This window comes from Streptomyces sp. AK02-01A (assembly GCF_033795305.1).
Classification (GTDB): domain Bacteria; phylum Actinomycetota; class Actinomycetes; order Streptomycetales; family Streptomycetaceae; genus Streptomyces.
Genome location: NZ_JARBAE010000004.1, coordinates 78,083 through 97,025, shown reverse-complemented (window position 1 = coordinate 97,025; position 18,943 = coordinate 78,083). Strand labels below are relative to the sequence as shown.

Below are 18,943 nucleotides of genomic sequence, written 5' to 3'. Positions count from 1 at the left end.
AAAGGCCAGGTCAGGCCGTGTGGGCGAGATATCCGGCAAATGGCCTTTCAGAATGTTTTACATATCCGCGAGATCAAAAATCTGGAACATCTGGGTTTCATTGCCCTACGCAGGTAGTTGAGATGTGAACGTTCGTCCCGCTGTCGATCAAACGCTTCAACCGCGTCCTCGGACGCGCCGCGCACGGGCGGCAGTCGCTCGCGCGCTCGAAAAGTGAGGTCACGTACAGGTGGACATATCAAGACCCTTGCGGACGCGGCTGCGTCCGCTTGCTGGTGGAGTCGCGGGACTGGTGGCGCTCGGCGCGCTGTCGGTGGCCCTGGCTCCGGTTGCTTCCGCTTCGGCGGCAGCGGATTCGCCCGTGGTTCGTTCGGGCGACGGATGGACCGTGACTCAGGCCGCCGGCGGTTATGTCGTGTCGCTGGATCTCGACGAGGCCCTGCCGGTCAAGAGCGACCTGCCCGAGCTGGTGGCCGACGGCAGCGACCTCGGTCCGGCCGCGGAGTCCGCCGACGGGCGCACGCTGACGGTCACCACGGCCGATCCCTCGGTGGCGAAGGCCAAGAAGATCACCTGGCAGTGGTCCGCCGGCGGCAACAGCACCGCCACCGGGCCGACGAGCCTGTTGTCGGCCGCGGCCCAGAGCCGGGCGCGGAAGCTGACCGAGGCGGAGGACAAGGCCAACGACGCGATCACGAGCGACATCGGCGGTTCGGGAGCAACTGCCGACGACCCGACGACCATTGGCACAGGGTCGTACACGATCGCGGACTACAACTTCGGCGCGCAGTCGATTCCGCTCGCCGGAATCGGCGGCATCCGCGGTGAATTCGAGGGGCGCGTCTATCTGCCGACCGACGGCAAGGCGCACCCGGTGGCGGTCTTCCTGCACGGCCGCCACAGCTCCTGCTACAACACCACGACCCTGCGCGGCGCCAGCGGCTGGCCCTGTGCGCCGGGCACCGCGCCGATCCTCAGCTACGCCGGATACGACGCCGCCGCCGAGGCGCTGGCCGCCGACGGCATCGCGGTGGTGTCGATCTCGGCCAACGCGATCAACGCCAACGACAACCAGCTCGCGCCCGACAACGGCGCGCGCAGCCGTGGCCAGCTCGTCCTCGACACGCTGACCATGCTGAAGAAGGCCAACGCGGGCCAGGCCGTCTCGTATCACGACGCGGTGACCGACCAGGACGTCACACTGGAGCAGGCGCTGACCTCCGGTGACGCCACATATCCCGGCGGCACGCTGACGGCGTCGCAGCTCGTCGGCTCCATGGACTTCAGCGCGATCGGCCTGATGGGCCACTCGCGCGGCGGCGAAGGCGTCGTGGCGGCCGGCACTCTCAACGAGGCTCTTCCGCAGCCGTGGAACATCAAGTCGGTGCTCCCGCTGGCCCCGGTCGACTTCACCCGCACCACGCTGCCGGACGTGGTCACCAGCACCATGCTTCCGTACTGCGACGGCGATGTCTCCGACCAGCAGGGCCAGCACTTCTACGCGGACTCGCGGGACGCGTTCGCCGACAATGTGCTGCGCTCCGACGTCTGGGTCATGGGCGCGGACCACAACTTCTTCAACTCGCAGTGGACTCCGCCGTCGCCGGGCGGCTCCGACGACTGGTCGAGCGCCGGTGACGCCGTGTGCGGTACGAACGCCACGGCGCTGGCCTCCGGCAAGAACATCCGGCTGACCGCGCCGCAGCAGTACCAGTTGGGCGCCGCGTACATATCCGGGTTCTTCGAGGCGACTCTCGGCGGCCGGACCCAGTTCCAGGGTCTCTTCGACGGCTCACAGCTTCTGCCGCCGACGGTGTCCGCCTTCGCCGATGTCCGTACGGTGGCGCAGCAGCCGTCCTCGGGGCGCCGGGACGTCGCGACCTTCAAGACGACCAGTCCGCTCATCGGCACCACATCGACGGCCACGGCCACCGTCTGCGCCAACAAGTCCGGCCGCACCGTCCCGGAGCCGTACCCGCTCTGCACCAACCCGGGAAGCACGCTCACCAACCAGCAGCTCCCGTACTGGACTCCGGCCTCGTTCGCGCCGAACGTCCCGTTGAACGTGATGACACATCTGACCTGGACGGCGACGACCGGCGCGCTCGGCGTGACGCTGCCGTCCGCCCAGCAGAACGTGTCGCGCTACGACGAGATGTCCGTCAGCATGTCGCCGGACGAGAGCGTCACCACCGGCACCGACATGACGCTGAGCGTCACCGACTCCTCCGGACGCACCTGGAGCAGCCTGGTGTCGGCCCTCAACACCTGGGGCGTCACCAGGATGCCGGCCAGCGGATCGACGACGCTGGGCAAGATAGTGCTCCAGCAGGTGCGGGTTCCCACCGCGACGCTGGCCGCCGCCGGGCTCGACCTCTCGCACATCACCAGGGTCGCGTTCACCGCGGCCGTCGGCGCCGACGGCGTCAGCACCGGTGGCGTCTACCTCTCCGACCTCGGCTTCGCCACCAAGGCCCTGGGCACGCCGAGTCCGCAGACGCGGCCGACCGTCAATGTCGCGTCGACCACGTCCGAGGAAGGCAACGGTCCTGGCGCGTCCGCGGCGGCCGTCTATCTCTCGAAGGCGAGCACCTCACCGGTCTCGGCGTACCTCACGGTCGTCGGCTCGGCGACCGGCAAGGTCGGGCTGGCCATGCAGAAGGTCACCTTCGCACCGGGCACGACCTGCCAGGTGGTGGACATCCCGGCGGCCGGTGACACCGTCGCCGGAGCCACTCCGAGCACCGCCTACAAGCTCGGTGTGTCCAACTCCAGCAACGCGGTCCTGGGCAGTCAGGACTTCGGCACCATCACGGTCCGCGAGGACGACGGTGTGACCGGGACGGCGACAGCCGCGCCGCCGGTCGGTGTCCAGGGCGAAGCCTGCGCCGAGTACGAGGCGCTCTCCCGTCCGGGCTCGCTGACCGTCAGCGACGCCAGGCCGGCGCCCGGGGCCACCGTCACGGTCGGCGGCTCCGGCTACCGCGACGGCGAGAGCGTGGCCTTCACGCTCGGCTCCGCGGTCCTCGGCAGTGCGGTCGCCACGAGTGACGGCACGGTGTCGTTCCAGGCCGCGCTTCCCGCGGACCAGTCCTACGGAAGCGCGACGATCAGCGCGGTCGGCGCGGGCTCCGGCTTCACGAGCACAGGCGTCGTCGAGGTCCTCGCGACCACCACCACGGAGGTCACACTCACTCCGGCCGCACCGAAGATCGGTGCGGCGGTCACTCTGAAGGCGGTGGTCACCGGCGACGGGACCGACGGCGGCACGGTGACCTTCCGGGACGGAACCACCGTACTCGGCACGGCCAAGGCCACCGGCGGGACGGCGTCTCTCAAGGTCGCGGCCGGCTTCAAGGCGGGCACGCACACCTTCACCGCCGCCTTCGGTGGCACCGCGTCGGCGGACACCTCGACCTCCGACCCGGTGCAGCTCGTCCTGACGAAGGGCCAGAGCTCCATCGCGATGGCGCTGGTGGAGAAGTCCACCAGCTACGGACGCCCGGCCTCCGGTGTGTTCTCGGTGGCGGGCGCCAAGAGCGGGACGGTGACCGTGAACTACGGCACAGGATCGCTCACGGCGAAGGTCGGGACGACGGGAGCGGGCACATTCAAGCTGCCGGCGTCGCTCGCCGCCGGTACGCACACGGTGTCCGTACGCTTCTCCGGCACCGACTCCGTCGAGCCCAGCGGCGTCGCGTCACAGAAGCTCACGGTCAAGAAGGCGAGGACGACCACGTCGCTCACGCTCTCCAAGACCAAGCTGGCACAGGGCAAGTCCGAGACCGTCAAGGTCTCGGTCGGAGGCCACACCGGCGCCGCCTATCCGACCGGCACGATCACGGTGACGGCCAAGGTCGGCGGCAAGACGACGACCCGCAAGGTCACGCTGTCGGCCGACAAGAAGGGAGTGCTCAGCTTCTCCATCACACTGCCGAAGAAGAAGGGCACGGCGACCGTCACCGCTGTCTACGCGGGCAACGGAAACTTCCTGGCCAGTACGTCGGCGCGCAAGCAGGTGAAGCTCACCTGATGCCTGGCCGCTGAGAGGCGTCTGGAGGGAGGGGCGAACAGGCCCCTCCCTCCTCTTTTTTCTGCCACTCGCCGGAGCTTTTGATCCGGCCATGCGGGATGTGCCGGACAGGCCCCGGGCGCCTACCGGCGCTTGCGGCCGAAGCGGCGCTTGTTCTGCTTCTTCGGGGCCAGCAGTTTCTGGGCCTCGAACCGTTTTCCCATCGCGGTGAGCGTATTGGCGAGGGATCGGGTGACGCGCACGGTGTCGGGGTGGTTGTCGCCGAGGAGACGGCGTCGGCGGGCCCGCACGTCTTCCAGCAGGTGGACCGCTTCCGGATAGGCGCGAAGCACGTGCAGGGTGATGGCGAGGCTGAGTTCGGAGTCAAGGGTGTCGTGATGGTCGTCACCGAGGGTACGGCGCCGACGGGCGAGGGTGTCCTCGTCCAGGCGTCGTGCTTCGTTGTGTTCGCCGAGTTCGTGCAGGGTGATGGCGAGGCTGTGTGCGGTGTGAAGGGTGTCGCGGTGGTCGTTGCCGAGGGTGCGGCGTCGGCGGGCGAGGGTGTCCACCTCTGTGTGCCGGGCCTCCGCGTGTTCGCCGAGGCTGTGCAGGGTGATGGCGAGGCTGTGTGCGGAGCGGAGGGTGTCGGGGTGGTCGTCGCCGAGGGTGCGGCGTCGGCGCGTGAGGGTGTCCTGGTGAATGCGCCGTGATTCCGCGTATTCGTGGAGGCTGTGCAGGGTGATGGCGAGGCTGTGTGCGGAGCGGAGGGTGTCGGGGTGGTCGTTGCCGACGGTGCGGCGCCGGCGGGCGAGGGTGTCCTCGTCCATGCGCCGTGATTCCGTGTGCTCGCCGAGTTCGTTCAGTGTGATGGCGAGGCTGTGCGCGGAGTGCAGAGTGTGCGGGTGGTCGCTGCCGAGGGTGCGGCGGTTGCGGGCGAGGGTGTCCTCGTCCATACGCCGTGATTCCACGTATTCACCGAGGCTGTGCAGGACCGCCGCGAGATTACTGGCGGACTGGAGCGTGTGGAGGTGGTCGTCGCCGAGAGTGCGGCGCCGGCGGGCGAGGGTGTCCTCGTCCATGCGACGCGCCTCGGCGTGTTCGCCGAATGTGTTCAGGGTGACGGCGAGGTCATTGGCGGACTGGAGAGTGTCCGGATGGTCGTCGCCAAGAGTGGCGCGACGACGCGCGAGGGTCTCCTCGATGACAGGGCGGGCGTTCCCGCTGTCGCCGAGGTCGATCATCGCGTGGCCGAAGTACTGGGCACAGCTCAGGACATCGGGATGATCGTGTCCCAGCTCCGCGCTCCACGCCTGACGCAGGGAGTCGGCGAGGCCGTGTGCGGCCCGTGACTGGCCACTTCGGATCAGGAAGAGGACGGCCTTGAGGAGAATCGGGCGCAGCTCCGGCCGGTCGGTGATCCCGATGTGCTGCGCGGTGAGGTGAGAGGTGAGCGAGGCCCAGGCGGGCCAGGTCTCCGGAGTCTCCGGATCGCCAGGAGCCACGGCGGCGAGGATGGCGGTGGCGTCGGCACGGATCAACGCGGCCTGATCGGGGCTGGTCTGGTCGCGGAGGACGGCCTGGGTGAGCCGGTGGATCTGGAATGTCTCGTGGTCGATGCGGGCGAGTCCGTAGCGGCCCAGGTGCTGGAGCGAGGCGTGCGGCCACATCAGGTCGTCGGGATCGCCCGGAATGGTGGTCAGCCGAGGGCGAGCGGCTTCCAGCCACGCGGTGGGGATCGGCTCGGGCCCGAGAAAGGCGCCGAGGCGGAGCAGCGCGGTCGCGTCGGGGTGATTGTCGTCGAGGCGGGTGGTCGCGATGTCGGTCGCGGCGGCCAGTGACGCCGGATAGCCGGGGGCTTCGCCTTCTCGCAGGATGCGCGCGGTGCTGCTGGTGAGGAGCCGGCGGTAGCGGTCGAGGGTCATGCCGTTGCCGATGACACCCGCGGCCTGTGCGAGGGCCAGGGGCAGGTCGCCGAGGTCCTTGGCGAGGACGTCGGCCTGCTCGTCGGCGATGCTGGGGATGCGGGCCCTGAGATAGGTGAGGGAGTCGGGACGGGTGAACACGTCCAGGGCCGTCTGGTGCGCGATGTCGCCCCAGTTGGGATTACGCGAGGTGATCAGCACATGACCGGGGCCGTCGGGCAGCCAGGGATCGATCTGATCGGGATGTTCGGCGTTGTCGAAGATGAGCAGCCAGCGCTGCCTGCTGCGCAGATCGTGCAGGAGGGCCCGGGCGTTGTGCTCGGTGCCGGCATCCGGCTTGGCGATGCCGAGGCGGTCGGCGAGTTCGGTGTAGTGGACGGGAAACTGGTCGGCCTGTTCGGCGTCGATCCACCACACGATGTCGTACTGGCTGGCGAAGCGGTGGGCGTACTCCAGCGCGATCTGGCTCTTACCGACACCACCCATGCCGTGCAGAGCGTGGACCCGTGACTGCTGGCCGTTGAGCAAGCCGTCACGGAGCTGGACGAGCTGAGCCTCACGGCCGGAGAAGGTCGGATTCCGGCGACGCACATTCCAGACATCGGGCTGGCCGGCGCTACTGGGCAGCCGGGGCCGCTGACCGGCCGGCTCAGGACCGGAAACGGCCTCAGGACCGGAAGCGGCCTCAGGAGCGCCGGGGCCGCCGGGGAAGGCGACCGGGCCGGTCGGGCGGGACGGGCCGTCGACCGCTTCGAGCAGCGCCGCGACAGCACCTGTCTCGTCCAGCCCATGGAGGTCCTTGCGGAGCCTCGCACTCAGGATGGTAGGGATGTCGTCGACCGTGAGCGGCGCGACCGACACAGGGACGAGGCGGTACTTGGCGGCGACGGCGGATGTCCACTCGATCTGGGTCCAGCGCTCCGGCGCGAAGTACGAGTTGGAGAAGAGGGCCACCACCGCGTCGGCGTTCTTCAGCGCGCGGTCCATCCGCTGGATGAAGTCGTCACCGGTCTGCCAGTCCCACCGGTCCACCTCGACCTGGTGACCGGCCCGTTCGAGCTGCCAGCCCGCCCACTCCGCCCAGGCGCGGTCCGGGCCCGCGTAACTGATGAAGAGTCTCTGCCTGGTGTCGGTCACCGTTGCCCCCAGTCTCCTCGTGCGCGTCCGGCAGCGCGGAGACAACAATCATGCGGGCAGCGCGGGTTGACGCGCCAACTGTCGAGCTCGCTTATTTCAGGTGGCGTCGGCGGCTCAGGGCCCAAAGGCGCGCCGAGCGGACGCGTTCACCTTGCGGACGGACCGTACGGACGGTTTGAATCATTCGCGTCGACGGTGTCGGGGTGTTCGCGCGACACAGGGTGAACACGCTTGAACGTACGGGGGGTTGGGCGTGGCTGTCACAGTGCCGGACTGGGCCGACACTCTGCTGGATCTCATTGGTGTGGCCTGGCCGAATGTGGATGAGGACGCCTATCGGGAGATGGCGGACTCGCTGCGGGAGTTCGCGGAGGATCTGGAGGACGACGGGCAGCTCGCGAACAATCATGTGCAGCGTCTGCTGTCGTCCGGGCACGGTGAGGCCCTGGACGCGCTGAACGGGCACTGGGGAAAGGTCAAGGACAAGCACATCAAGGACATCGCGTCGGCGGCGCGGACGGTCGCCGGTGCGTTGGACACGGCGGCCGGAGCGATCGAGGTGATGAAGGGCGCCGCGCTGGTCCAGCTCGGTTATCTGGCGACCGAGGCGGGCATCGCGCTGTCGCTGATCCCGGTGACCGGCGGTCTGTCGGCGCTGGTTGGCGCGGGTGCGATGCGGGCGACGCAGGAGGTGATCAGGCGGCTGATCAAGGAGTGCGCCGAGGAGGCGATCGGTTACATCGTTTCGGCGATGACGGAGCCGGCGGTCGCGGCCCTGGAGAACCTCGCGGCTGATCTTGTTGTGCAGCTCGGTGCCACGGCCATGGGTGTGCGGGACGGTGTGGATCTCGATCAGGCGAAGCGGGCGGGTGCGGAGGGCTTCAAGGAGGGCGTGCAGGGCTCGAAGGACGCCCTGCGTCTGGCCTCCGCGGGCGGCGGTGGCGGCGGTGCCGGGTCCGGCGGAGGCTTTCATATCGAGCATGGTGAGCATGACCATGCTTCCACCCAGCTCAATGGGGTCAGCGTCAGCATGCATGGCAAGACCGCCGGGAAGCTGACCAAGGCCAAGACCGCACACGGACGTACGCGTGGGCGGGATTCGATCGCCGAGATGATCGATCCGATCGCGGACAAGGCGATGGATGCCCTGGAGAGCGCGGTCAAGACGATGGGCGACCACGTCGGTCAGACCCTGCCCAAGGCCGTCCGTCAGATCTCGAAGGACCACAAGAACAACGACGACGACATCCGCGCTCGCCTTGCCAGGGAACGGAAGAACGACAGCGGCGGCAACGGCGGAGGCGGTGGCGGCAACGGTGGCGGTGGCGGCAACGGCGGCGGTGGCGGCAACGGCGGCGGTGGCGGCCGTCCGCTGGAGCCTCAGCCGTCCTGGCACGGCCGTAGCGCCGGAAAGATGAAACACCATCGCCGGGACGCCCTGCGTGTCGATCATCTCGACAACGATCAGCGAGTGGCGGTGCTCGAACGGGAGGCTCGTCAACTGGCGGACGACGCGCGTGATCAGGAGGCGGGGCACAATCCGCCGGGAAAGGACCGCCTGGTGACGTCGTGTGCGGGCAGCCTCCTCCATGACGGAGAATTGACCAGCCATTCCAGCTCCACCAAGCGCCACGGCCAGCGGGAGCTCGAAACGCACCCGGCGCTCAAGGGTGTGCTCGACCAGGTGGAAAATGACCTCAGGGCTGAGGGAAAATATCCGGGTGCCGGTCATGGAAAATGCGCCGAAGTCGCCCTTATTTCCGATCGACTGCACAAGATGGACCCGGACGGAACGGCGATTCGTACTCCTGAAGATATTCGCGAGGCAATGCGCGGGGCTCTTGTCTATTCCGTACAGATAGGAGAGCAGGACACTCCCAACGGATTCCTGAATCATGGAGACTACAAGGAGCCCTGTCGGTCGTGTGCGAGAATGCTGCCACTGGCCGGCGTGGGCGCGCATCACTGAAAGGGAGCGTGTGGGGCATGGCGATTCTCTCAACCCCTGAAGAGGTCGACGCCTGGCTGGCGGAATCCGGCTGGCACCCGGGGCGGGACATCGGAGACCAGGCTCAGGAGCTGATGCGCACGGTGATGGAGCGGTACCAGGCGTACGGGGTGCGGCTGGAGCCGACAGATACCGCGACCGCTTTTGTGCGCGAGCACGGCCTGCTGCGTCCGCTTATTGACGATGCGCCCGAAAATATTGCTGTCCTCACTCCACACCTGGTTTTCAAGGGAGAAGCCGAGGAAATCTCCGAGCTTGCGTCCGACCTGGGAGTCAAGCTGTTTCCGGTGGGATACGACTCGTATGACGGAGCTGTCATCCTTGTCGATGAATCGGGACGATTCTTCTTCTATCACCATACCGGTGCCTACTACCTGGGGAGTGATAAATATGAGGCGTTCATCAGTCTGTTGAGCAGCCGGATGGAAGATGCGGAGGACTATTTTGTCTGAACTGGTCCCAGGCGTTGCCGCTTCTCTGCTCGTGCAGGGAAAAGTGGCCAGCCATACCAACCTCAGTGGCGATGAACGGCCGAATCTTCATCCTGCCGTGCAGGAATTCTTCGACGGGCTGCCTGTCGAGCTGCGCGAGCCATTCCTTGGATACTGCGCCGAGTCCGCGCTCGTGTCCGACCAGATGTGGTTCCTGGACCAGCAGCGGCCCGGCGGGCGGTCGACGACTCTCGACGAGGCGGTTCCGCACTTCGCGGGCTCCGCGCTTGTCGCCAAGAAGATCCGTTCGCACGGGGACCCGGAGCACGGGACGCCCGCACCGGTGTGCCGTTCGTGTTCGGCTCTGCTCGACCGGCTCGGCGTAGACGTCATCGGCGTATGAGCCCGGAATCTTACGCATCCGACGCGCTGATCGCCGGCGGGTGGCACGAGGAGCGTGACGCCGGCGGGGCGGCGACGCTCGGGATTCTTCGGACGGTGGCGGTTTCCGAGCCGGTCGCCGACGGCGCGAGGTGGCAGCTCTTTCCCGCCGCGGAGAAGTCCTTGCGCGAGTTCCACGGACTGCGCATCGGCCCCGTCGGCCCCGGCCGGGACGTCGCGAGTACGGGCTGTGTGGTCGACCCCACCGAGGCCCGGCACGCGCAGCGTTCCTTCGCCGCGCTGGGCGAGACGATCGGGACCCGGCTGTTCCCGTTCGGCAGGACCGACGCGGACGGACTGCTCGCCGTGGACGAGGAAGGGCGCCTCTTCGCCGTTGACCACGGCGGTGCGTGGCTGCTCGGAGAATCCGCGCGGTCCGGACTCGTCGCCCTCGCCGAGGGACGGCGGCCGCACCGGGTGGAACGCCGCACCTGGAGCTGGCCGCTCGACGGCATACGCGGTGACCGCGCCATGTCGGACGCGACCAGGGCGGCCATGGTCGCCGTCTATGTCCTGCACAGCGGCGGAGCGTTCAGCGCGCGTGCGGTACGGCTTCGCGTCACCACGCTGCGCGGCGTCGGAGTGCTCGTTCTCGACGAGACGTTCCCGCTGCGTGGCGACTCCTTGGAGAACAGCGCGGGACCCATGGCCCAGGACATGGAGCGGGCCATGGCGGAACACGGAGTGACGGCCCGGGGCGCCGAGCTTGTGCTCTCGCTCGTCGTGCCGCGCGTGACCACGGGACCGCTGGCCACGGTCGACTGCTCGATCACCGTGGGCAGTTCACCCACGCCAGGAAGGGCCGTACTGACCCTGACCGCAGGAGCGGGCGCGTCCATGGGCCGGGCCGCGAACGTCCTCGCCTCCTGCGCGGCGGACCTCGCCGGTTACGCCGGCGGCCCACCGGCCGCAGGACCCGTGTCCGGGCCGGCCGAGTAGGACGCCGGTACGGCGGTGTCCCGGGCCCGCATCCGTCCGTCCGCGCACCGCCGGGGAACCGTGGCGCGGGGCACTGTTGCCCACCCCCGTGGGGCAGCGGCGCCCTGCGCCTGCGGAGCTGGGCACTGTTGTGAGACTGCCACGAGGTGCGTGCGCCGACGTCGTCGATCCTGTACTTGACCTGAGCGTAAGTCAACTATCGTTGATTGCTTGCTGGTTAATCGGCGCAGATTCGACGCGCGATGCGTCTTTTGGCCGTTTTATTCGAAACAATCGTGCATATAGATGGGCGGGCGGGATCCCCGCTGACAGCCGAAGAGTTCTATGATCCGGCTCATGGCCTCCGATTCTCCACGCCCAGAAGCGTCGGCTCTTCGATCCGGCGACGACGGGGAGCCGTCGGACTCCCTGGACTTCGCGGCTCGTTTCCGGCGCGTGATCTCGGTGATCTATCCGAAGGATCTCGGCCGTCCCTGGCGCGACTCGGAGATCGCTGAAGGGACCGGCCTGAGCGGCACCTACATCGGGAACCTCCGCAAGGGCACGCAGAAGCCCAGCCTCGAAAACGCGGTGAAGATCGCCAAGTTCTTCGGCATTCCGCTGGATTACTTCAGTGACTCCGCCACCGCTCAGGCCGTCGAGCGGGACCTGCGGAAGATCGAGGCACTGCGGGACGCCAGGGTGGAACGCATCGCGATGCGCGCGGCCGGCCTGCCGCCCGAGATGCAGGACGCCGCTCTCACCGTGGTGGAACAACTGCGAAAGGCGGTCGGACTGCCCGACGGCCGAACCGACGCGTGACCGACTGCCGGCAGACGCCGCTGGGGCACTGGCGGCCGGCTGATGGGGAGAACGTGCGAGATCTTGGACGTACCCGCCGCCGGATGCGGGCCATGGCCAGAGAGCTGGATCTTCCGCAGATGAGCACGGTGGAGGAGTTGTGCGCGGCGGTCGCCGACCGGGCCGGGCGGCCCGTCCGGCTGGAGCCGCGGCGGATGCGGGTGGGCGAACCGTCGGGATTCGTCGAGCGCCGCGCGGACACCGACGTGATCTACTTCGAGCAGGAGACCTCGGGCCTGCACCAGGCCCACATCATCTGCCACGAGCTGGCGCATCTCCTGTGCGGACACCTGTCCGAGGCTCCGGCCGCCGACGAGGAGGCGGCCCAGGTGCAATTACCCACCATCGACCCCGACATGATCCGACTGGTCCTCGGCCGCTCCCACTACGATGGCGCGGCGGAAGAGGAAGCCGAGATCCTCGGGGCCGAGCTGACGCGCATCCTCGTGCTGGCGCCCGGCGCCGGGACCACGTCCCAACTGGCGCCCGCGCTGGAGCACCGTAAAGGACAGCATGTCTGACGTACCCGACAGGCCCTACGACATCGTCTACCTCGGTATTGGCACGGTGGCCTGGGCCGTGGCCGGACTGAAGATCCGCGCCTGGCGCCGGGACCCGTCGCACGGACTGCTTGTCGTCGCTCTGGCCATCGCGGCCCCGGCGACCGCGTTCCTGATGGCCGCGCCGGTGCTGTACCGGCTGATCGACCGCATCGCGCACCGCGGCAATCTGGCGACCCTGCTGGTCTACCTCGGCATCACGGCTTTCTCCGCCGCCGCCGTGGTGCTCGCACGGATGTGGACTCCGCCGAAGGAGCGCGCCAACGCGCAGGTGTGGGACGGCGCCACCGCGGACACCTGGCGCCAGGCGCGGCGGCGCCTCGCGGTCTTCGCCGTGCTGGTCCCGGTGATGATCGTCCTGTTCCTCACCGGCGGCGCCGGCAGCCCGGAGACACCACTCACCTTCGACACCACCTTCGCCACGATTCCGGAGATCGCCGTGTTCCTGGTGCTCTACCAGGCGCTGTTCGGCTTCGCGCTGACCGACATCAGCCGGGTGTGCCTCGGGCACGCGTCCCGGCTGCCGTCCGGCTGGCTGCGGCGCGGTATCCGGCTGATCGCCGTCGGCGGGTTCGTCGCCTGCGGCTATGTCGTGTGCAAGCTCGTCGCGATCGGTGCGGCTTTCGCCGAGGTCACCGGAGTGGAGTGGCTGAGCACCGCGCTCGGTCCGGGATTCGCCGCGCTCGGAGCGGTGCTCATCACCGCCGGTTTCGCCGGACCGGCCGCCGCCGCGTGGACCCGCCGCCGCCAGGACTACCAGGCCCTGCGTCCGCTGTGGGACCTGGTGTACCGGGCGGACCGGCGTCTCGCTCTGGAAGCGCCACCGTCGGCCTGGACCGAGCGGCTGGCCTTCCGCGACCTGGAGTGGCGCACCGCCCGGCGTGGACTGGAGATACGCGACGGCCAGTTGACGCTGCGCCCGTGGGTCGATCCCGCCGTTGTCACCGCCGCCACTCGGATCGCCGAACGGGCCGGCCTGGACGACACGGACCGGGCCGCGCTGACCGTGGCCGCCGCGTTGCGATTCGCCGCCGCCGCACTGGACACCGGGAGCCCGCCGCGCCCGCGCGAGGACCAGACTCCGCTGCCCGGCCTGGACGCGGAACCGGCCGAGGAACGGGCCCACCTGGTACGCGTCGCCCACTACCTGTACGCGCCTCTGACCGGCGAGGCACTTGCCGTCGCCACCACGGCCGGATGACGGTCCCGACGCGCGGCACGCACCGCGCCTTCGCCCGGCTCGTCCTGGAGACGATGCCGGAGGAGTCCCGGGTCGGGCTCACGCTGGGCTTTGTCCGCACCTTCGGCGTTCCGGAGATCGCCCGGGTACTGCACGGCACCGGCCGGATGACGAACGAGCCGCGCGGCCGGGCCAAGGCGACCGGGGTGGCGATGTTCGCCCTGATCGGACAGGGCGTGGACAGTCCCGAAGGACGGCGGATCGTCGAGGGCCTGCGCCGGGTCCATGACCGGCCCGGCATCACGCCCGAGCTGATGCGGTACGTCCTGTCCTGCTTCACCGTGTGCCCGCTGCGGTTCGTCGACGCGCACGGACACCGGGCGGTCACGGACGAGGAGCGGGACGCCGCGTACACCTTCCAGTTGAGCCTGTCGGACGCGCTCGGTCTGCCCGCGCCTCCGGGCGGCGAACTGGCCGGTGTCGAAAGCTGGATGCGTGACTACGAGAGCCGTGCCTTCGCTCCGAGCGAGGCGGGCCGCGCGCTCTGGGAGTCCACCAGCAAGGGCCTGCTGGCGGCCAGGCTGCCCGCGCCGCTCGCCGCGCTTGCTCCGGCGGTGGCCGCGTCGCTGCTGGACCAGCCACTGCGTACGGCCCTGGAGGTACGCCGCCCGCCCGCACCGGTCCGCGCTCTGGTGACGATGGCGCTGCGGGCCCGGGCGCGCTCCCGGCGGAGTGCTTCCTGAGCCGGTCCGGCCGCCGGACCAGGCACCGACGCGCGGCCGTCAGCGGGCCGTCGCGCGCCGGTGCTTGCGCCTGGTGAGAGGCCGTTCGACGAGGTAGTACGAGGCGAGGGCCGCCGCGAAGCCGGCCGCGAGCGTGGCCGGCAGCAGCCCGGCGCCGACTCCCAGATCGTGCAGCAGCCGGCCGAGCGGATAGTGCCACAAGTAGAGGCCGTAACTGAGGTTGCGTCCGGTCCAGGCGAGCGGCGCCACGGACAGCGCGCGGGAGAGCAGCGCACGCGGCCGGAGTTCGAGCGAGGCCACCAGCGTGGCCGACAGCACGGCGGCCACCAGAAATCCGACGGTGTACCAGGCCGTGGTCCAGGCGTTGGTGCCGGTCATCGGCACCTGCCAGGCGATCAGCGCGAGCATCAGCAGAGCGGGCCAGGCCAGCCGGCCCGACCAGCGGCGCAGCGCCTCCAGCCGCGGGTCTCCCGCGTGCAGCCGGGCCACGACCACCGCCAGCAGTGCTCCGGCGAGCAGTTGGTCGGCGCGGGTGTCGGTGCCGTTGTAGATACGGTGCGCCGCGGTCGGACTCCACAGCGCGAAGCGCCAGAGGACGGGCAGCAGGCAGAGCACAACCGTCCAGATCAGCACGGTCCGTGGCCGGACCCGGCGCAGAAGCACACGGACGAGCGGCGGCCACAGCAGATAGAACTGTTCCTCCACGCCCAGTGACCAGGTGTGTCCCAGCAGGGCCGTCGTGTCGGAGAAGACACCTGGCTGCGCCGCGCGGACGATATTGACCACGAAGACGGCGGACAGCGCGATGGACGGCCAGGCTCCGTCGAATCCCGGCAGCCTGGTGAAGGCCAGTACGGCGCAGAGGGCGCAGACGGTCAGCAGCGCGGGAACCAGCCGCAGCCAGCGCCGCCAGTAGAACGACCGCATGGCGACATCACCGGTACGCGCGTATTCGGCGAGCAGCAGCCGTGTGATCACAAATCCGCTGATGGTGAAGAAGACATCGACTCCGAGTGCTCCGCCGGGCACCCACTCCGGAGCCTGGTGATACACCAGCACCAGCAGCACGGCGAGCGTCCGCAGCCCGTCCACACCCCGGACCCGTCCGCCGGTCCGCAGCGCGGAGGGAAAACCACGTCCGTCCGGTACGCGGCTTCCGGCCGCCTCCGTTGATCCGGCGCGCGCGCTCCCTGACGTCCTGTCGCGGCCGGTCCGGTCGAGCGGTCTTACGGCATCCGTCAGGACATGTCTTTCCGTTTCTGTGGTTTCCGTCGTACGAGTGCCATCCATTCTGGGCCGATGCCCGCGTTCCCGCCCCGCACTCGGTTCTTCATACAAAACTCAGATACCGGCGGAGCGGTGCCGGACGCGCGTGACCACCGCGGCGCACCGGAACCGCGGCGACGCGCCACGTCCGCCGCCCGCCCGGCGACAGCCGGGACCGGCCGCTCGCGCGTGGCCGGACATGGTGCTTCGCCGGACGTGGTGCCTCGCCGGATGCCGCTCGTGCTCAGATGTTCACGCCGAAGTCGGTGGCGATGCCGGCGAGACCGGAGGCGTATCCCTGGCCGACCGCGCGGAATTTCCAGTCGGCTCCATTGCGGTAGAGCTCGCCGAAGACCATCGCGGTCTCGGTGGAGGCGTCTTCGGTGAGGTCGTAGCGCGCGAGCTCGGCGCCGCCGGCCTGGTTCACCACACGGATGAAGGCGTTGCGTACCTGGCCGAAGCTCTGTCCGCGCGACTCGGCCTCATGGATGGAGACAGGAAACACGATCTTGTCGACCTCGGCAGGGACGGCCGCGAGATCGACCTTGATCGCCTCGTCGTCTCCTTCGCCCTCGCCGGTGAGGTTGTCGCCGGTGTGCTCGACGGAGCCCTCCGGGCTCCTGAGGTTGTTGTAGAAGACGAAGTGCTGGTCGGAGACGACCTTTCCGCCGGCTCCCACCAGCAGCGCGCTCGCGTCGAGGTCGAAGTCCGCGCCGGTGGTGCTCCGCGCGTCCCAGCCCAGTCCGACCAGCACCGCGGTCAGGCCCGGGGCTTCCTTGCTGAGCGAGACATTGCCGCCTTTGGCGAGGGTGACTCCCACGATGTCCTCCTGAGTTCGATGGCGTGAACGTCCATGAATCTACAACACTGTAGAAACAATGGAGGGTGTCTCGGTCGCTCCTCGGCGGGACGTGACGCGGGTTGGAAAACGAGCGGGCAGGGACGCTCGCGCCGGTCCCGCCCGCTCGGCACCGGCTTCCGTCCGTACCGGATGGAAGCCGGTCGACACGGCGGCCCGGCGTCAGTCCTCGCCGCCGTCGTCTCCGCCGTCGTCCCCGTTGTCTCCGTTGTCCTCGTCTTCCTCGAACGCGTCACCGATCTCGTCGACGATTTCGGCGGCCACCATGCCGCCGACGACACCGACGGCCACACCTGCCGCGACTCCGGCGACGACCGCGCCCGTACCGGGACCGGAGCGGTGCTGACCGCCGGAGTGCTGCTTGCCGCCGTGGTGCCCGGCCGAGTCGTGTCCGTACGGCGCGCCGTACGCGTCGGCGTGGAAGCCGGCGCGGCCACCGATCAACTGCCGCACCCAGGACTCGACTTCGGCGTTCCAGTCGGTGCCGGTGACCTGGTCGTGGGTGACGGTGAACCGCGTGAGCGCGTCCTGGCCGCCGGAGAACAGCCCGCCGCGCTTGTCCGCCTCCAGGATGACCTCCATGCCGTCGGCCGTGGCGAGGAAGGTCACCTCGATCTCGGTCACGGCGCCCGCGTACCGAGACGGCGGAGTCAGCTCGATCTCCTGATAGAACGGCAGCCGCTGGCCGGTGTGGCCGATGTGGCCCAGTTCGAGGTCGGCGGATGTGAAGCCGTAACCGAGCTGTCCGAACGCCTCCAGGATCGCCTCCTGCACCGGCAGTGGCTCCACCTGAAGCGGATCGAGATCGCCCTTGTCCCTCGCTCCGGACACCGCGAGTTCGGTCCGCACACCGAGGATGACGCCGAGGTGCTGGCCGCGGAGCTGGGTGACCGGTGTCTCCCACGGCAGTGCCGTACGGAAGTCGACGGTGCGCTCCTCGTCCTTCGCGAGGCGGAATCCGCCGCCCACGGTGACGCGGTCGAAGACCACCGTGCCTTCGCTCTCCACGTCATGGCCTTCGGCCTCGACGCGGGCGACCAGATCCAGGGTGATGCGCTCGATGTCCGCGTCGTTCGTGCCGCCTCTGAGGCGGACCTGCCCGGCGAGGTGGCCGCCCGGGATCGCGGAGGAGGTGTGCAGCACGGTGTCGACCGAGGGGCCGCCGACTCCGAGAGCTCCGAGCAGCTTCTTGAACACCACGAGGCGTTCACTCCTTCACTTGATTCTGTACATGACGAGGGCCCGTCCATGGGTCCGCCGTGACGGTCCGAGGCGCGGGACGCCGAGGACGGCGGCATCGGTCAGGGGCGCGAAGACGGCGACGGCGCGGACCGACGCGGGTGTCCGATCGTGCGGCGGTGTGCCACCGGGGCCGCGCGGCCCGTCACTCTCATCCGATCCGTCCGGAGAACTCATCTGCCCCGAAAGCCTGTTGACCACGGCCCATGGAGGCCCGGACCTACCGCGGCGAACTCTACAGTCCTGTAGATTCGCGCTTCCAGTCATGGTCTTGGCGCGTCACGGGAGAGAGCGGAACCAATGTTCGGAATAAGCGAAATCGGTGTGCTCCTCATCGTGGTCGTCGTCGTGCTGGGAGCGAAGAAGCTCCCGGAGCTGGTCCGTGGCGCGGGCAAGGCGGCCCGCATCCTCAAGAGCGAAACCAAGGCGCTGAAGGACGGCGACGACACGCGGCCGCCGCAGGCGGCACCGGACAGCCGTGTCATTCGCGGCACCACGGTCGACCAGCACGACGGCCCATGAACCGCGCGGTGGCCGGCTGACACATCACGTGAGCGGGCCCCGGGTCCGGATGATCCGGCCCGGAGCCCGCTCGCTCCCCCGATATGCCCGTCGGGCGCTGACACGAGCCCGACGGACAGTCCTGAAACCTCGCGGCCGTGTCCGGCTCAGTAGAGCTTGGCGACCGCCGTGCGCGTGGTCTTCTTGAAGCCTTCCAGCGGCGCTCCGTCGAGGTCGCCGAGCTGACCCCACACGATCACCGTCACGGCCTTGCCGTCCCGCCCGACGGAGTAGAGGGAGATGTCGGTCGAGCCGATCTCGGTGTCGGAGGTGTCGATGCTGTAGACATGCGCGCCCTCCTCGACATTGATCCGGCCGTGGTGGAAGGCCTCGCCCTCCAGGGTCGGATACCGCTCCTTGAGCCGGTCGAGACAGCTCTCGACCGAGCCGCGGAGTTTCGTGGCCAGAGCCTTGGCCTTGGACTCGCTGGCGGCGACCGTGATCGTCTGCCGGGCCGTGGTGTCCAGCTCCGTCCTGAACTCGCGGTGCCTGCTGCCCGCCCTGGGCGCGATGCCCCGTGTGCAGACGTCGGCTGCCGCACCGGGCCGCACCGGGTCCGCCTGCCATGGCGTGCTCGCGGCCGGTAGCTGAGCCGCCGACAGAAAGGCCGGTGCCACCGGAGCGGCGGCGGCCGCGGTGATCGAAACGATGGACACGCAGAGGGCCGCGGTGGTCAGCGCGGCAGCGCGGAACATTTTCATGGAAGTGCTTCCCCGTCTTCGTGATCGGTCGAACAGTCACCAGCTTTGACGGCCCGTGAGAGAGCCGCAAGCGGCTGCGGCTTCCGTGCCGGCCTGGAACCATT

General features: G+C 69.0%; 14 protein-coding genes and 1 pseudogene. 10 read left to right on the top strand and 5 right to left on the bottom strand.

Translation table 11 applies throughout. From position 1 onward, the window contains the following. Nucleotides 1-388: 388 nt before the first annotated feature. Nucleotides 389-4,033 (top strand): Ig-like domain-containing protein, encoded by a 3,645-nt coding sequence (locus PV679_RS06575; protein WP_319679089.1) that lies wholly within the window; start codon nucleotides 389-391, stop codon nucleotides 4,031-4,033. Between the two features lie 122 nt (nucleotides 4,034-4,155). Here the strand turns inward: PV679_RS06575 and fxsT are convergent, their stop codons facing one another. Beyond that, nucleotides 4,156-7,071 carry an FxSxx-COOH system tetratricopeptide repeat protein gene (fxsT, locus tag PV679_RS06570; RefSeq protein WP_319679088.1) on the bottom strand — a complete coding sequence of 972 codons (2,916 nt, stop codon included), beginning with the start codon at nucleotides 7,069-7,071 and terminating at the stop codon, nucleotides 4,156-4,158. Between the two features lie 253 nt (nucleotides 7,072-7,324). Here fxsT and PV679_RS06565 point away from each other — a divergent pair. The 8 genes and pseudogenes from PV679_RS06565 to PV679_RS06530 form a co-directional block, all read left to right on the top strand. Continuing rightward, nucleotides 7,325-9,001, top strand: a pseudogene (locus PV679_RS06565) (YwqJ-related putative deaminase); the annotation flags it as partial. A gap of 56 nt (nucleotides 9,002-9,057) precedes the next feature. Then, entirely contained in the window at nucleotides 9,058-9,531 is a 474-nt protein-coding gene (locus PV679_RS06560) for an SUKH-3 domain-containing protein (RefSeq protein ID WP_319679087.1), read from the top strand. Then, nucleotides 9,509-9,913: a YwqJ-related putative deaminase gene (locus PV679_RS06555; RefSeq protein WP_319679086.1), complete on the top strand. Its 405-nt coding sequence runs from the start codon at nucleotides 9,509-9,511 to the stop codon at nucleotides 9,911-9,913. The genes PV679_RS06560 and PV679_RS06555 overlap by 23 nt, the downstream gene beginning before the upstream one ends. After that, nucleotides 9,910-10,890: an SUKH-3 domain-containing protein gene (locus PV679_RS06550; protein WP_319679085.1), complete on the top strand. Its 981-nt coding sequence runs from the start codon at nucleotides 9,910-9,912 to the stop codon at nucleotides 10,888-10,890. The genes PV679_RS06555 and PV679_RS06550 overlap by 4 nt, the downstream gene beginning before the upstream one ends. 336 nt (nucleotides 10,891-11,226) lie before the next feature. Continuing rightward, nucleotides 11,227-11,691: a helix-turn-helix transcriptional regulator gene (locus PV679_RS06545; protein WP_319679084.1), complete on the top strand. Its 465-nt coding sequence runs from the start codon at nucleotides 11,227-11,229 to the stop codon at nucleotides 11,689-11,691. A gap of 53 nt (nucleotides 11,692-11,744) precedes the next feature. Continuing rightward, on the top strand, nucleotides 11,745-12,251 hold the full coding sequence (locus PV679_RS06540) for a toxin (protein ID WP_319679083.1): 507 nt from the start codon (nucleotides 11,745-11,747) through the stop codon (nucleotides 12,249-12,251). Beyond that, nucleotides 12,244-13,491 (top strand): MAB_1171c family putative transporter, encoded by a 1,248-nt coding sequence (locus PV679_RS06535; RefSeq protein WP_319679082.1) that lies wholly within the window; start codon nucleotides 12,244-12,246, stop codon nucleotides 13,489-13,491. Before PV679_RS06540 ends, PV679_RS06535 begins: the two co-directional genes overlap by 8 nt. Then, nucleotides 13,488-14,213, top strand: a complete 726-nt coding sequence (locus PV679_RS06530; protein ID WP_319679081.1) for an oxygenase MpaB family protein — start codon at nucleotides 13,488-13,490, stop codon at nucleotides 14,211-14,213. Before PV679_RS06535 ends, PV679_RS06530 begins: the two co-directional genes overlap by 4 nt. Before the next feature lie 39 nt (nucleotides 14,214-14,252). On the opposite strand, the gene PV679_RS06525 is transcribed toward PV679_RS06530, so the two are convergent. The 3 genes from PV679_RS06525 to PV679_RS06515 all read right to left on the bottom strand — a co-directional run bounded on the left by PV679_RS06525 (nucleotide 14,253) and on the right by PV679_RS06515 (nucleotide 17,538). Beyond that, nucleotides 14,253-15,305 (bottom strand): acyltransferase, encoded by a 1,053-nt coding sequence (locus tag PV679_RS06525; protein WP_319679080.1) that lies wholly within the window; start codon nucleotides 15,303-15,305, stop codon nucleotides 14,253-14,255. Between the two features lie 418 nt (nucleotides 15,306-15,723). After that, complete coding sequence (locus PV679_RS06520; RefSeq protein ID WP_319679079.1) at nucleotides 15,724-16,299, bottom strand: TerD family protein; 576 nt, start codon at nucleotides 16,297-16,299, stop codon at nucleotides 15,724-15,726. Nucleotides 16,300-16,500: 201 nt separating this feature from the next. Then, complete coding sequence (locus PV679_RS06515) at nucleotides 16,501-17,538, bottom strand: sporulation protein (protein WP_319679078.1); 1,038 nt, start codon at nucleotides 17,536-17,538, stop codon at nucleotides 16,501-16,503. A 339-nt stretch (nucleotides 17,539-17,877) separates the two neighbouring features. Between PV679_RS06515 and PV679_RS06510 the strand changes: the two genes are divergently transcribed. After that, nucleotides 17,878-18,099, top strand: a complete 222-nt coding sequence (locus tag PV679_RS06510) for a twin-arginine translocase TatA/TatE family subunit (RefSeq protein ID WP_319679077.1) — start codon at nucleotides 17,878-17,880, stop codon at nucleotides 18,097-18,099. 146 nt (nucleotides 18,100-18,245) lie between these two features. Here the strand turns inward: PV679_RS06510 and PV679_RS06505 are convergent, their stop codons facing one another. Beyond that, a complete protein-coding gene (locus PV679_RS06505; RefSeq protein WP_319679076.1) occupies nucleotides 18,246-18,839 on the bottom strand; it encodes a hypothetical protein in 594 nt (197 codons plus the stop codon). Nucleotides 18,840-18,943: the final 104 nt, after the last annotated feature.

Excerpts from the sequence above, each read along its gene's own strand:
- PV679_RS06545 (WP_319679084.1), top strand. The coding sequence starts at position 11,227 with ATGGCCTCCGATTCTCCACGCCCAGAAGCGTCGGCTCTTCGATCCGGC.
- PV679_RS06550 (WP_319679085.1), top strand. The coding sequence starts at position 9,910 with ATGAGCCCGGAATCTTACGCATCCGACGCGCTGATCGCCGGCGGGTGG.
- PV679_RS06555 (WP_319679086.1), top strand. The coding sequence starts at position 9,509 with ATGCGGAGGACTATTTTGTCTGAACTGGTCCCAGGCGTTGCCGCTTCT.
- PV679_RS06560 (WP_319679087.1), top strand. The coding sequence starts at position 9,058 with ATGGCGATTCTCTCAACCCCTGAAGAGGTCGACGCCTGGCTGGCGGAA.
- PV679_RS06510 (WP_319679077.1), top strand. The coding sequence starts at position 17,878 with ATGTTCGGAATAAGCGAAATCGGTGTGCTCCTCATCGTGGTCGTCGTC.
- PV679_RS06505 (WP_319679076.1), bottom strand. The coding sequence starts at position 18,839 with ATGAAAATGTTCCGCGCTGCCGCGCTGACCACCGCGGCCCTCTGCGTG.
- PV679_RS06530 (WP_319679081.1), top strand. The coding sequence starts at position 13,488 with ATGACGGTCCCGACGCGCGGCACGCACCGCGCCTTCGCCCGGCTCGTC.
- PV679_RS06535 (WP_319679082.1), top strand. The coding sequence starts at position 12,244 with ATGTCTGACGTACCCGACAGGCCCTACGACATCGTCTACCTCGGTATT.